The following is a 12,224-nucleotide window of genomic DNA, read 5'->3' as shown; positions in this document are numbered from 1 at the left end:
GCTGGGTCCGAAGTGGGGGACCCCCTTAGGCGAAGGCGGAGATGCCCGTAATCGAGCGTCCGATAATCAACGCTTGAACAGTCTCTGTGCCTTCATACGTATGGATGCCCTCTATGTCGGCGAAGTGCCGGGCCACGCGGTTGGCCAACAAGATCCCGTTGCCACCGAGCAGGTCGCGTGCGTTCGAGGCGATGCTGCGGGCCGTCCGGGTGCACGTGAACTTCGCGAGCGCCGCCTGCGAGGGAGTCAGCACGCCCTCTTCGTCCAGCCTGGTCATCTGCATGACCATGAGCTGCATGGTGGCGAGCTCGGAATGCATACGGGCAAGACGCTCCTGCACAATCTGCGAGGCCGCCAGTGGGCGGCCGAACTGCCGGCGTTGAGCGGCGTACTGCACCGCGGTTTCGTAGCAGGCAGTGGCATGCCCGACGGCGGACCAGGCCACTCCCAGCCTGGTCGCCAAGAGCACCCGTGCCGTGTCCTTGAAACTCCGTGCACCCGGGAGCACGTTCTTCAACGGGACGAAGACATTCTCAAGGCGGATGTGTGCCTGCCAGATGGCCCGGAGTGAGAGCTTGCCTTCGATGGTCGTGGCGGAGTATCCGGGGGAATCCTGCGGGACAAGGTATCCGTGAACCTGCCCGTCGTCACCACGGGCCCAGACGACGGTCAGGCCGCCGATCGAGCCGTTGCCGATCCATTTCTTTTCACCGTTGAGCACATAGCCTCCCTCGACGGGCGTCGCAGTCGTCTCGAGTCCCACCGAATCGGAGCCGTGTGCCGGCTCGGTCAGGGCGAAGGCGCCGTATTCCTCGGCCCGGGCAAGTGCTGGAAGCCAACAGGCCTGCTGCTCAGGGGAACCGCATTCGGCCACGGACCGCAGCGCCAAACCGCCCTGGACGGCAACAACCGTTCCGATGGAGCCGTCCCCGCGGCTCAGTTCCATCGTGACCAGTCCGGCGGCGGTTTTGCTCATGGCCGGGAACCCGTCGATGTTGATTCCGTCGCGCAGAAGATCAAGTTCGCCCAAGCGCTTCACCAAGTGCAGCGGGTACTCCGCGCGCTCCCAGTACCCCGTGATGACCGGGAGCACTTCGTCCTGGACAAAGGTCCGCGCACGGTCCCAGTAAGCGCGGTCTTCGCGGCTTATGTCCTTGAAAACGGAGGCCGGGTCCGGGTCCAGGGATTCGTTCAGGACGTACTCGGGCTCCATAGTCCCGGCCGGAAAAACAGTGCCCGCCGGGAAAACGGCATCCAGTTCTTCGGAAGTGCTATCGGACGTCGTCGTCATGGGAATCCTCGCTCTGGGTTTGCGATCTGCGACTCCCAGCATGCGCTGACACTCAGTTTCATGTCAAGGAACTCGATGTCAGCGAAGGATTCTGCTGGATCAAACGTTAAGCCAAGGCGTCCCGGACCGCCTGAAGGATCTGTTCCGTACCCGCGGCCGGATCCAGGACAGCAACCACGACGGCGGGACGGCTGCTTTTCTGACGAGGCTCACTACTCGCCTCGCCGGCTGAAACCCGGGCAAAAGTATCAGCCAGAGCTCCCAATTCACGCCCGAGCCGGGCGGCCAGCCCTTGGGCTTCAGCTTCCCGCGCATCACTCTCGCCACGTTCGACACCCTCGACGCCTTCGCCAGCTGCGACAGCCCGGAGCCATTGGCGCAGGACGCTGTTGTGCAGCGCAACTACCGAAGCAGCAAAGGCCACGGAAGTGACCTCCCGGCTTTCGCCCTCAGGCAGCGCAGAAAGGAGATGATTCCGGAAAGCCCGCTGATAGCGATGTGTCATGACCAGTTCACGATCACGAAGGGCCGGCACTTGATGCAGAAGTTCGTAGCGGGCAAGGGAGGTTTTCCGGTTGCCCACGTGGTGGCCGAAGACCAAGAGCGCCGCGTCCACGACGGCACGCAACGGATCCGCCGTCGTTCCCGCAAGGAACTCCTGAACCCGGGCCAGAATACGGTCGTGATCGGCGAAAACGATGTCCTCTTTGGATCCGAACTTGCGGAAAAACGTGCTTCGGCTGATTCCCGCGGCGTCGGCGAGGTCGTCCACGGAGGTCTCGTCGTAGCCTTGCCGCACCAGGAGCTCGATTGCCGCGACCACGACAGGGCCTGGATCCGGATTGGCGGGGTAGTTGACCATAGGCGTGAATCTAACACGACGGCGTAACCGCACAGCCTTGAGCGCGGCTAGGCTTCTGCCATGGCATTGATAGCTCCCCGCGTGACGCCTGGCTTGCCCGCGGACGACGCCCGGAACCTGGCGCGCTCACTCCAGGACAGCAACGACATCACCGTCTTCGTGGACGGCACGGTCCACCGGCTGCCGGATGAGGTGAGGGACGCCGTCGTCGACCTCCTTGGCAGGCTGGGCCGGGGCGAAGCGGTGACCGTGAGCAGCGTGGAGGAAATGCTCACGACGTCGAGGGCGGCCGAACTCGCGGGAATCTCGCACACCTACTTGCGGAACATGACCGACCGGGGCGAAATCCCGGTGGAATACCGCGGCACGCACCGTCGCATCAGGCTCGCGGACATCATGGCGTGGTTGGAGACCCAGAAGAAGTCGGCCGCGGGCAACGAGGAAACCACCAGCGAGTAGCGAAAGCTAGGCGAGGGCCGCCTTGAGCGCCGCGTGGACCCAATCCCGGTAGCGCTCCAATCCCCAAGCGAAATCCAGCACGAGTGATCGGTAGGTGTCCGGGTGGCCGACCGACCAGATCACGGCCGCGGCTTGCTCGTCGCTCATGCCGGAAGTCAGTGCCCCGCGCCGCCTGAGCGCAGCCGCAGCTTCCGCATAGTTCCGCAGCCGGGTTTCGGCCCGGTCCCGCTCCACTTTTGCCGCTTCAGCGTCGACGGCGGAGGCCTGCCTCATGACGCTGAATAATTGGCTGCTTCTCGGATGCACCTCGGCGAACCAGTCGGCCAACAACGCTAGAACCGCCCCGGCGTCGGCGGCTGTGGCAGTCCGCTCGCGCATAGTCTCCGGGACGGTGCGGGGGGCATCCGGACCCGAGGCCGTCGCGTCAACCACGGCCGAGAGCAGCGCGGCCTTGTTGCCCACGGAGTTGTAGATGGTCTGGATAGCCACGCCTGCTTGCTCGGCAACGGCCCCGATGGTGGTGGCCACGTATCCCCTGCTCAGAAACAGCTGCCGAGCGGCTTCCACGACTGCAGCCTTGGTTGCGACAGCTTGAGCTACCCGCCTGTCATTGTGCCGGATTTCCACGGAAAAAGAATAGCATTCTAGTGACTGGAATGCTATTCTAATGACCTCGAACACCTCAGGAGGCTTCGCGATGGACAGCAATGAGCCAGTGAACACCGTGGTTGTGGGCGCCGGGCAGGCAGGGCTCGCCACCGGATTCCACCTGAAGAAACACCGGCAAGACTTCCTCATCCTGGACTCGCAGGCCCGCGTCGGCGACGTGTGGCGGAACCGATGGGATTCCTTGCGGCTCTTCACCCCGGCGCAGCACGATTCCCTGCCCGGCATGCTATTTCCCGCCGCCCGAGGCAGCTTTCCCGGAAAAGACGCCATGGCCGAATACCTTGAGGAGTACGCCAGGAACTGGGAACTCCCGGTACGCCATGGTGCCCACGTCACCGGCATCGAGCGGGAGGACGGCCGGTTCCGAGTACAGTCAGGCTCCGGGTCGATCCTGGCCAAGAACGTTGTTGTTGCCACGGGCCCGAACGCGCAGCCAAGGATCCCGGCGTTCGCCGAGGATCTGGATCCCGGCATCCACCAACTCCACGGAGCGGAATACACCAACCAGGACTCGGTTCCACCCGGAGATGTCCTGGTGGTCGGCTCCGGCACCTCCGGCGTCGAAATCGCCCTGGAGCTCGCACCTACCCACCGCACCTACATTGCCGGAACCCCTCCCTTCCACATTCCAAGCCCCGTAACGCGATACGCCGGCGGGCTTTGGTGGCTCTTCATCCACAAGGTATTGAACAGATCCACCCCTATCGGCCGCAAAGTCGCGGTCGGGTTCACGAAGCACGGCGCGCCGCTGATCCGGGCCTCCACCCGAGAGCTCGACGCCGCGGGAGTCACCCGCCTGCCACGGCTGACGGGCACCCGCAAGGGCCAACCCCTGACCGACGAAGGCCACGCGATCCCGGTGTCCACGGTGATCTGGGCTACCGGTTACCAACCGGACTTTGGCTGGATCCGAGGACTTCCCGCGGATGAGGACGGCTGGCCGCTCACTTGCCGGGGCGCCGTTGAACAACTGCCAGGGCTGTTCTTCGTGGGCATGCCCTTCCAATACGGGCTGACCTCGGGCCTCGTGGGCGGGGTCGGCCGCGACGCCGAACACGTCGCAGGACTCATCGCCGGGCAGACTGAAGGTCCGCGGGACTAGGCTCGCGGAAGTTCTTGGCAAAAACCGGTTACCCCGCCCGTTATTCAAATGTGACTTTGCGTGCCGGCTGTTGTAGCGTCGAGGGGCGACCCAATCCCCAAATGGGCCGCTTCCGGGTTGACGCCGAGCTCTGCCGCAACCCGGAATCCGCCAGACCCGCGGCAGAGACGGGGGACCCAGAGTCTCCGGGCCTACTTCTCCACAGGCCCTCGGGGTGAAGCCGCCACGCGCGGCCGGACGGCCTCGTCCGAACCCGACAGCTAACCTCGAAGGCGTTGAGAGGCAATCACCATGTCCCCAATCATGGATCAGCCTCGCCGTGCCGAAGTGGCGGGCGAGAGCACCAAACCAACCGGACGTCGTCGGGCCAAAGACAGCGAACCGTTCATCGCGGCACCGGCTACTGAACCTTTGAGTTCGACAGCGGAACCCACCCGCGCGGCAACCCGGACGACGGCGGCGCCCACCACGCGCGCGGCCGCCCGCGCAGCCGAACGGAAGCGGGCTTCCCAAGCCAGCGAAACCGCCGCCATTCCGACGGTGACTGCTGCGACAGCTGAGCAAGCCAAACCTGAGAAGGCAGCCACAACGGCACTCCCGGCGACACCCCGTGCCGCCGTCGGTCCGGCATCGTTCACCGGTTCGTCCTTCAGCCGGGAACCACACGCCGTCCTCAAGAAGGCCGCCAGCATCCGGACGATGAGCAATCGAATGGCAGTGGTTGCAGGTGCCCTAGGCATCTTGTTGACCGCCGGTTCCCTGGGCCAAGCCCTTGAGTTGCCTTTCTTCGGTCAGGAATCCCGAGCCCAGGACGCTGCGAGCGCGGACAACAAAGACTCCACGCAATCCGGCGCTCCTTCCGCGGCGGCAAGTACTTCCCCCAGCGCTGCTGCATCACCTTCTGCAGCTACCCCAAGCGCCAAGTCCGGCCAGACCTCCGCGGGCCCGGCGCAACATTCGCCGCAAGGACCCGCCGCTGTCGAACCGTCGAGTGTCTCGGCACCGTCGATCTCCGTCCAGGTTCCTGCCGTCCCGTCAGCACTGCCCCCAAGCCTTACCCCGGTGCCTGTTCCTTCCAATCCGGTTCCGACCGGGCCAACGACCCCCACCCCGGCTCCCACCCCGGCTCCGACAGGGCCAACCACCCCAACCCCGACTCCGCCCCAGACCGGCACGCCCTCCCCCGCGCCCACAGGTTCTTGGAAGCCGCGGACCCCGACCAGTCCTAGTCCCACGCCACAGCCCACCCAACCCGGCGTGGATCTTGGGTCGATTTTGGACGCAGCAACCAAGGCCCTGCAGTGAGGATGGGACAGCATCGAAAGTCTGCCGTCGAGTTCAACAAGTAAGCCAGCGCGGCTTCCGGTACCAGCGGCTTCAAATCCGCGGACGGCCCGCCCAGCGGCGCGCTTTGAGCGTTGCGTGGAGTTCGAGCCGGGTCGCGCCATTCAGCGGGTCAGCACCGATAAGCTGGCGGACCCTGGCCAGCCGGTTGTAAATGCTGCTCCGATGCAGGTGGAGCTTCCCAGCCACGTCCTGCACGGAGCCGTCGCTGTCATAGAGGAGTTCGAGCAAGGGCAGCAGCTCGCCGTTGCGGTCAGCATCCTCGATCTCCTGGAAATGTGCCGAGCCCGAATCGTCCCAGCCACCGGGCGCCTGTAGCCGTTCGAACAATTGGTAAATCCCGGCCGAGCGGCTGTCCACGAGCTCTCCGAGTGGAGGATCGACGGCGGCAGCCTGGGCCGCGAGCTTCGACTGCCGGTACGCCCGGCCCAGCTGCCGGATGACTGAAAACGGCTCGCTGATGCCGAGAATGACGCGGTCCACCTTCCGGCCGGCGCGCTTGGCGAGTTCCAGCTGATAGTGGACCAAGACTTGGGCATGCTCCGCCCGTCCGCCGGTTTCGCGGAACAACAGGACCGAGTGCGTCTCGGTGCCGGCGCTGAAAAGCACGGAATCGACCCCGATAGTTGCCTGCAGCGCGGCGGAACGGTGCGTCAGGGTAGCCGCGATCGGATCGGAGACGCCGCCACTGTCCTCCGCGTCGAGCACTGTAACCAGCTGCCACGGTCCCCGGCCTTGAATCTCCTTCCATCCCGCCACAGTTGCCACAGCATTGGACTCGCCCTGGCATGCAGCCAGGAATTCCTGCTCACGGCGGCGCCGGAACTCCGACTCGGCCGTATTGGAATCGAGCAACAACCCTGCGAGGAGGTCCAACTCGTCCCGGACGCCCGGCAACTCGGCGAGTATCGCCGTCGCGGTCTGCTCGTCAAGGTCTTGCTGGACCCACAGGTACCCGACACGGAATCCGCGCACCAGCAGCGGGACGCAGACGCGCCCCACCATCCCGAGTTCCTCATTGGCGGGCACAACGACGGGACGCACGGCGGTGGCAATCCCGTGGGAGAGCTGCCACGCGCTGACGTCCACCGGGACCCGTTTGCTCAGGAGGAAATTCACTCGCACACGGTCGGCGTGGGACTGGTTGGAACTGTAGGCGAGCAGCACGCCGTCGAGGTCTTCCAGGGAGAGGCCGCGGCCCAACTTGAGTGCTACGTCCTCGACGATCTTCTCCACGTCTTGCTGCATGGAGAAAACACTACTTTGCCCCACGAACATCAGGCGACACCTGACGCTCTCAATGTCGACAAATGTCGAGTCGCGAGCGGCAAAAACCCCGGAATTCCGGCGAAGTCAACGACGGCGGCAATCGCCTTTCCTGTCGTCTGGCTCACAGCGGATTTATTCTTGAATCACAGTCCCCCGCAGAGAAAAGGCCGTTGAAGCCTTTCGAACATGGAGCCCAAAATGATCATCGGTGTCCCCAAAGAGATCAAGAACAACGAGTTCCGCGTTGCCATCACGGCCGCGGGCGTTAACGAGTTCCGCACCCACGGCCACACCGTGCTGGTGGAACGGGGCGCAGGCCTGGGCTCCGGTATCACGGACGAGGAATACGCCGTTGCCGGCGCGGAGATCGTGGCCGAAGCCGACGATGTCTGGGCACGCGCTGACATGGTCATGAAGGTCAAGGAACCCATCAAGGCCGAGTACCACCGCTTCCGCAAGGGCCTGATCCTCTTCACCTACCTGCACTTGGCCGCCGAGCCCGAGCTGACCCAGGAACTCATCAACTCCGGCGTCACGGCCATCGCCTACGAAACCGTCCAGGACGGCCGCACCCTGCCCCTCTTGGCGCCCATGTCCGAGGTCGCTGGCCGCCTGTCGGTCGTCGTCGGCGCTTCCTCCCTCATGGCTCCGGCCGGTGGCAAGGGCGTGCTGCTGGGCGGCGTCCCGGGTGTCCGCCCGGCCAAGGTCGTTGTCCTCGGCGCCGGTGTTGCCGGTACCAACGCCGCCGCCATGGCCCTGGGCCTGGGCGCCGATGTCACCATCATGGACATCAACATCAACCGCCTCCGCGAACTGGATGCCCTCTACCAGGGCCGCCTGAAGACCGTCGCGTCCAACGCGTACGAGATCGAGAAGTCCGTGGTCGACGCCGACCTCGTCATCGGTTCCGTGCTGATCCCGGGCGCAAAGGCCCCCAAGCTCGTCACCAACGAGCTCGTCTCACGCATGAAGCCCGGCTCCGTGCTGGTGGACATTGCGGTGGACCAGGGCGGCTGCTTCGAGGACACGCACCCCACCACGCACCAGGAACCCACGTACAAGGTCCACAACACGATCTTCTACTGCGTCGCCAACATGCCGGGCGCCGTTCCGAACACCTCCACCTACGCTCTGACCAACGTCACCCTGCGCTACGCGGTGTCACTGGCCAACCTGGGCGTGAAGGCCGCATTCGACCGCGACCCCGCCCTGGCAGCCGGCCTCAACATCGCCGCAGGCAAGGTCACGCACCGCTCGGTCTCCGAGGCGCACAACCTGCCCCTCGTCGCCGACTGGCACAACCTGGTTTCCGCTTAACCTTCTCTCTGCCTCTAGCGAGCTGGGCTTAACGATCCCGACGGCGGGGTGCGGCTTCCATGGGAAGCGGCACCCCGCCGTCGGGGTTTTGGTGGAGACAGCGAGGGGTGCAGTTCACTATCGATGGCCTGTCTTATGTAGTTCTTCAATTTTCTTCTAAGTTCTTTCGATTGGACGGGTCTTTTCGGCCTAATAATGTCGTAGGTCCCTGAAATGCTTGGTTTATGGCCGGGAACCGGGGAACACAGCTGATAGGGGCGGGCGCGCCGTCCGGCGGCGCGGGTCCGGATGCTCCTGTGTCAGATGCCTGGGTGCGGGATCTGATCGATGCCGTTGCCTCGTTCCGGCCATACGCCGGCGGCACCGAACCGGGCGGGGGCACCGAACTGATAAGCCAGTTGCGTGCCCTGGAGGACTTGAAGTCCGCGGCCGCGGGTTTGCAGGCGAGGATCGCCGTCGCGTTCGATGCCGCTCAGCGCAGCGCCGACGCGGCGGCCGGTGTACCGGCCGAGGAACGCGGACGCGGCGTGGCGGCGCAGATCGCCTTGGCCCGGCGGGAGTCCCCGGCCCGCGGATCCCGGCTGCTGGGCTTGGCGAAGGCGCTGGTGACCGAGATGCCGCACACCCTGGCCGCCCTGGACGCCGGACTGCTGAACGAATGGCGCGCGACCCTGCTGGTGAAGGAAACAGCCTGCCTGTCCGCCGAGGACCGCTGCGCCGTGGACGAGGAACTCGCCGCCGACACCGGGCCCTTCGACGGCGCCGGCGACAAGGCCATTATCGCCGCGGCCCGGACCGCGGCCTACCGGCGGGACCCCCGCTCCGTCACGCAGCGCGCCAGCCACGCCGCCACCGAACGGCACGTCAGCCTGCGCCCGGCCCCGGACACCATGACCTACCTGACCGCCCTGCTTCCGGTCGCCCAGGGCGTGGCCGTGCACGCGGCCCTGTCCCGGCACGCCGACACCCTCCGCTCCTCCGGAGAGACCCGGACCCGGGGCCAGCTCATGGCCGACGCCCTCGTCGAACGCGCCACCGGCACCCCAGGCGGGATCAGCGGGGTGGAGGTCCAGCTCGTCATGACCGACCGGACCCTGTTCCAGGGCGAGGCCGAGCCGGCCCGCCTGCCCGGCTACGGGATCGTCCCCGCCGCCTGGGCCAGGACACTACTCACCGGCGACCCTGAGGGCGGTCAAGAACTCAAGCTCTGGCTCCGGCGCCTCTTCACCGCCCCCGGGACCGGCGACCTTGTCGGAGCCGATTCGCGGGCACGGCTTTTCCCGGCAGGCATGCGGCGCTTCATCCAGGCCCGCGACGACACCTGCCGGACCCCCTACTGCGATGCACCGATCCGGCACTTCGATCACATCGTCCCGTGGCACCACGGCGGACCCACCAGCCTGGCCAACGGTGCGGGCCTGTGCGAAGCCTGCAACCACACCAAAGAACTCACCGGCTGGACAGCAAAGATCAGCCCAGGGACACGGCACGTCCTCGAAATCCGCACCCCCACCGGACACCACTACCGCTCCACAGCCCCGCCCCTACCCGGTACCGGGATACAAGGCACAGACCCACCCGATACCGCCCCGCATTCCAGGCGCCACCGACGCAAGCTACGACACCACGCCAAAGCACTGAGGTACGCCCACGGCACAGAACTCCAAGCCGCCTGAGCAACTCAGGCGAGCACGACGCCAGTCACGGTTTGACCGGGTTTCCCGGGAGGATCTCCGAAGGAACGGGCTGGGGCAAGGGGAGGGTTGGCGTTGGGACGACCGGCGTCGGGATCGTGATAGGTCCCGGGCGGCCCTTGGCGATGTCTTGCAGTCCCTTACGCGGATCCGACTCGGACCCGGTAGTGCCAGGAGTGGCGTGCGGCGCTGGATGCGCGTTGTTTTTGGCCTCAAGGCTGGAGGACTCCGGAGAGGGCGATGCGGGAACGCTTGTTTCCCGGGTGGGCATCGGAACCGGCTCCGGGCGTGTCCCCTGCTGTCGCGGAGCGTTGCCGCCCGATCCAGGGGTGAGCTGGGAGACGACCGATCCCACCACGGCACCCAAGTGTTCAATCGTTCCTGGAATGCCGCCGTCGGACGCGGCCGCAGCGGTAGCTCCGGCGGCAAGGGAGGCGGCAACGGCAACAGCGGCGAAGGTCAAGCGGCCCTTTTTGCGGCGACGAGCGGCCAGTTCATCAACAGCGGTAACAGCGGTAACAGCCTCAACAGGCGCAACAGTCTCAACAGGCGCAATCGCGACTCGGGCCGGTGCCATCAAGGCTTGCACAGCCGCCGAGGGCTGGGGTCGGGTGCTCGCAAGGGCGCGCAGTTCCAGCAACTCGGCCCGGATCTCGTACGCTTCGTCGAGCCCGGCATCAGCAAGCAGGCGGTCAATGCCTTGCTCGCCGAAGGATGCGGATTTTTCGCTCATGATGTGCCATTCCTTAGTAGTGCACGTTCTCTCAGTGCACTCAATGCCCTGCGCTGCAACTGCTTCACGGCTCCTTGGGACTTGCCCATGATGGCCGCTGTTTCTTCCAACGACAGGTCCGCCACGACCCGTAGTGCCAGGACCTCCCGGTAGTCGGGATTGAGGTCGGCCAACAGCTCGGTTACGCCCAGGCCTTCCCCATGCCCGAATGCCTGGTCCTCGGCCGAAGGCGCGCGCCGGGAATCCAGATCGGATTCGTAGGGCGCGGAATCAGGAGTGCGTTCCCGCTTTCGATAGTGATCCACCATTCGCGCGTGCGCTATGGAGAACAGCAGAGTCTTCGCCCCCTGGAGACCTCCCCGGAGGGAATCCAGTTTGGGATAGAGAGCCAGGAACACGTCCTGGGTAACTGCTTCCGGATCGTCTACGCCGCGGGCGCGTAGGTATCCAAACACCGGTCCGGAAAACTCGGTGTAGGCAGCCGTGAAGAGCAGAGCGGGATCTTCGTCGTCCGCCTGCAAATATTCATCAGCCAAAGGGTCAAGCACCCGCGACCCCTCCATCCCACGCAGCGCGGTCATCGTCCCTGGCCTGGGAAATGACCACTGCTGCAGTCTGTTGCGTCGCGGGGCTCCTTGTCATTTAGCCAAGGAGCCCCGCCGTTCAAGCGTAGCCGCAGTGTTACGGGCTGACTGAATCGGACGGCACGTGCACAGGTGCGGTCGGCACGTGGGACGGGACAGCCGGTACAGCGGGGACTGCCGGTGCGGACGGCACTGCGGGAACAGCCGGTACGGCAGGCGTAGCAGGCAGTGCGGCGGTTCCATCGGCGTCAGCCTTGGCGGAAGCGGATCCGTCAGCCTTCAAGCCGGCAGCCTTGCCTTCGGTCACTACAGTTGCGCAGTGTGCGTTGACGTTGGCCTCGCCGCCAGCGGCAACAACCAGTGAGGAGTAGCCGGGCACCTTGGCTTCAGCCTTCAGGCCGCCGTTGAGGAGAGCGGTGCAGAGGCCGAACGCCTCCGGTGAGGTGGCCTTGGCCGACGCGGCCGCTGCTGCGGCCTTGGACTTTGCGTCGTCGATGGCGTCCGTGGCCTTGGACTTAGCGTCGGCAGCGGCGTCAGTCGCCTTGGACGTGGCCGTCTGGGACGCCTCAGCCGTCTTGGACTGTGCAGACTCGGCCGCTTTGGAAGCGACCGGAGCCGGGGCTCCGAGCAGCTCGTGGGCGCTCTTCTGCAGATCGTTGGGAAGCGCTCCGTTGAAGGCTGCGACGCCGGTTCCGCCAACCGCTACAGCTCCGGCGGCAAGGACGCCGGCGGCGATTTTGCTGGTGGCAAGGACAGTGAACAAGGACATGAAACCCTCCGACAAACGTTTTGGGACTACTCCGGCAGCGGCTTTGTCGCTACCGGATGATCAGTGCGGACGTTGTCCACACTCCCCTTACATCGCTGGCGGTCCCGGCGAGGTTACGCCGATCCAAAAAA

12 protein-coding genes and 1 riboswitch are annotated in these 12,224 nt (G+C 65.4%); of the genes, 5 read left to right on the top strand and 7 right to left on the bottom strand.

Annotation, left to right across the window (positions count from 1 at the left end):
- Positions 1-25 precede the first annotated feature (25 nt).
- Together ABH924_RS14285 and ABH924_RS14280 are read right to left on the bottom strand one after the other, a co-directional pair.
- Positions 26-1,291 (bottom strand): acyl-CoA dehydrogenase family protein, encoded by a 1,266-nt coding sequence (locus ABH924_RS14285; protein WP_404499751.1) that lies wholly within the window; start codon positions 1,289-1,291, stop codon positions 26-28.
- A gap of 106 nt (positions 1,292-1,397) precedes the next feature.
- Complete coding sequence (locus ABH924_RS14280; protein WP_404499749.1) at positions 1,398-2,153, bottom strand: TetR/AcrR family transcriptional regulator; 756 nt, start codon at positions 2,151-2,153, stop codon at positions 1,398-1,400.
- 60 nt (positions 2,154-2,213) lie between these two features.
- Between ABH924_RS14280 and ABH924_RS14275 the strand changes: the two genes are divergently transcribed.
- Positions 2,214-2,612 (top strand): helix-turn-helix domain-containing protein, encoded by a 399-nt coding sequence (locus ABH924_RS14275; RefSeq protein ID WP_404499747.1) that lies wholly within the window; start codon positions 2,214-2,216, stop codon positions 2,610-2,612.
- Between the two features lie 6 nt (positions 2,613-2,618).
- Here the strand turns inward: ABH924_RS14275 and ABH924_RS14270 are convergent, their stop codons facing one another.
- On the bottom strand, positions 2,619-3,239 hold the full coding sequence (locus ABH924_RS14270; RefSeq protein WP_404499745.1) for a TetR/AcrR family transcriptional regulator: 621 nt from the start codon (positions 3,237-3,239) through the stop codon (positions 2,619-2,621).
- A 40-nt stretch (positions 3,240-3,279) separates the two neighbouring features.
- On the opposite strand from ABH924_RS14270, the gene ABH924_RS14265 reads away from it, so the two are divergent.
- Together ABH924_RS14265 and ABH924_RS14260 are read left to right on the top strand one after the other, a co-directional pair.
- On the top strand, positions 3,280-4,383 hold the full coding sequence (locus ABH924_RS14265; protein ID WP_404499743.1) for a flavin-containing monooxygenase: 1,104 nt from the start codon (positions 3,280-3,282) through the stop codon (positions 4,381-4,383).
- A 138-nt stretch (positions 4,384-4,521) separates the two neighbouring features.
- Positions 4,522-4,672, top strand: a riboswitch (cyclic di-AMP (ydaO/yuaA leader).
- Between the two features lie 2 nt (positions 4,673-4,674).
- Positions 4,675-5,688 carry a hypothetical protein gene (locus ABH924_RS14260; RefSeq protein ID WP_404499741.1) on the top strand — a complete coding sequence of 338 codons (1,014 nt, stop codon included), beginning with the start codon at positions 4,675-4,677 and terminating at the stop codon, positions 5,686-5,688.
- Positions 5,689-5,760: 72 nt separating this feature from the next.
- Here the strand turns inward: ABH924_RS14260 and ABH924_RS14255 are convergent, their stop codons facing one another.
- Positions 5,761-6,975 (bottom strand): PucR family transcriptional regulator, encoded by a 1,215-nt coding sequence (locus tag ABH924_RS14255; protein ID WP_404499739.1) that lies wholly within the window; start codon positions 6,973-6,975, stop codon positions 5,761-5,763.
- 219 nt (positions 6,976-7,194) lie between these two features.
- Between ABH924_RS14255 and ald the strand changes: the two genes are divergently transcribed.
- Complete coding sequence (gene ald / locus ABH924_RS14250) at positions 7,195-8,313, top strand: alanine dehydrogenase (RefSeq protein WP_234751897.1); 1,119 nt, start codon at positions 7,195-7,197, stop codon at positions 8,311-8,313.
- Positions 8,314-8,537: 224 nt separating this feature from the next.
- Entirely contained in the window at positions 8,538-9,989 is a 1,452-nt protein-coding gene (locus ABH924_RS14245) for a DUF222 domain-containing protein (protein WP_404499738.1), read from the top strand.
- A gap of 25 nt (positions 9,990-10,014) precedes the next feature.
- Here the strand turns inward: ABH924_RS14245 and ABH924_RS14240 are convergent, their stop codons facing one another.
- From ABH924_RS14240 to ABH924_RS14230, 3 genes are all read right to left on the bottom strand, one after another.
- Positions 10,015-10,740: a hypothetical protein gene (locus ABH924_RS14240; RefSeq protein WP_404499737.1), complete on the bottom strand. Its 726-nt coding sequence runs from the start codon at positions 10,738-10,740 to the stop codon at positions 10,015-10,017.
- Positions 10,737-11,288, bottom strand: a complete 552-nt coding sequence (locus ABH924_RS14235) for an RNA polymerase sigma factor (protein ID WP_404499735.1) — start codon at positions 11,286-11,288, stop codon at positions 10,737-10,739. The genes ABH924_RS14240 and ABH924_RS14235 overlap by 4 nt, the downstream gene beginning before the upstream one ends.
- 133 nt (positions 11,289-11,421) lie before the next feature.
- Positions 11,422-12,093, bottom strand: a complete 672-nt coding sequence (locus ABH924_RS14230; protein ID WP_404499733.1) for a hypothetical protein — start codon at positions 12,091-12,093, stop codon at positions 11,422-11,424.
- Positions 12,094-12,224 lie beyond the last annotated feature (131 nt).

This window comes from Arthrobacter sp. GAS37 (assembly GCF_044908325.1).
Taxonomy (GTDB): Bacteria; Actinomycetota; Actinomycetes; order Actinomycetales; family Micrococcaceae; genus Arthrobacter; species Arthrobacter ramosus.
Note: the sequence above shows the minus strand (reverse complement) of the source record. Positions and strands in the feature narration are given on the sequence as shown.

What these genes read in the sequence shown, in the direction of transcription:
- ABH924_RS14260 (WP_404499741.1), top strand. Translation starts at nt 4,675, where the DNA reads ATGTCCCCAATCATGGATCAGCCTCGCCGTGCCGAAGTGGCGGGCGAG.
- ABH924_RS14280 (WP_404499749.1), bottom strand. Translation starts at nt 2,153, where the DNA reads ATGGTCAACTACCCCGCCAATCCGGATCCAGGCCCTGTCGTGGTCGCG.
- ABH924_RS14230 (WP_404499733.1), bottom strand. Translation starts at nt 12,093, where the DNA reads ATGTCCTTGTTCACTGTCCTTGCCACCAGCAAAATCGCCGCCGGCGTC.
- ABH924_RS14265 (WP_404499743.1), top strand. Translation starts at nt 3,280, where the DNA reads ATGACCTCGAACACCTCAGGAGGCTTCGCGATGGACAGCAATGAGCCA.
- ABH924_RS14275 (WP_404499747.1), top strand. Translation starts at nt 2,214, where the DNA reads ATGGCATTGATAGCTCCCCGCGTGACGCCTGGCTTGCCCGCGGACGAC.
- ABH924_RS14285 (WP_404499751.1), bottom strand. Translation starts at nt 1,291, where the DNA reads ATGACGACGACGTCCGATAGCACTTCCGAAGAACTGGATGCCGTTTTC.
- ald (WP_234751897.1), top strand. Translation starts at nt 7,195, where the DNA reads ATGATCATCGGTGTCCCCAAAGAGATCAAGAACAACGAGTTCCGCGTT.
- ABH924_RS14240 (WP_404499737.1), bottom strand. Translation starts at nt 10,740, where the DNA reads ATGAGCGAAAAATCCGCATCCTTCGGCGAGCAAGGCATTGACCGCCTG.
- ABH924_RS14255 (WP_404499739.1), bottom strand. Translation starts at nt 6,975, where the DNA reads ATGCAGCAAGACGTGGAGAAGATCGTCGAGGACGTAGCACTCAAGTTG.
- ABH924_RS14245 (WP_404499738.1), top strand. Translation starts at nt 8,538, where the DNA reads ATGGCCGGGAACCGGGGAACACAGCTGATAGGGGCGGGCGCGCCGTCC.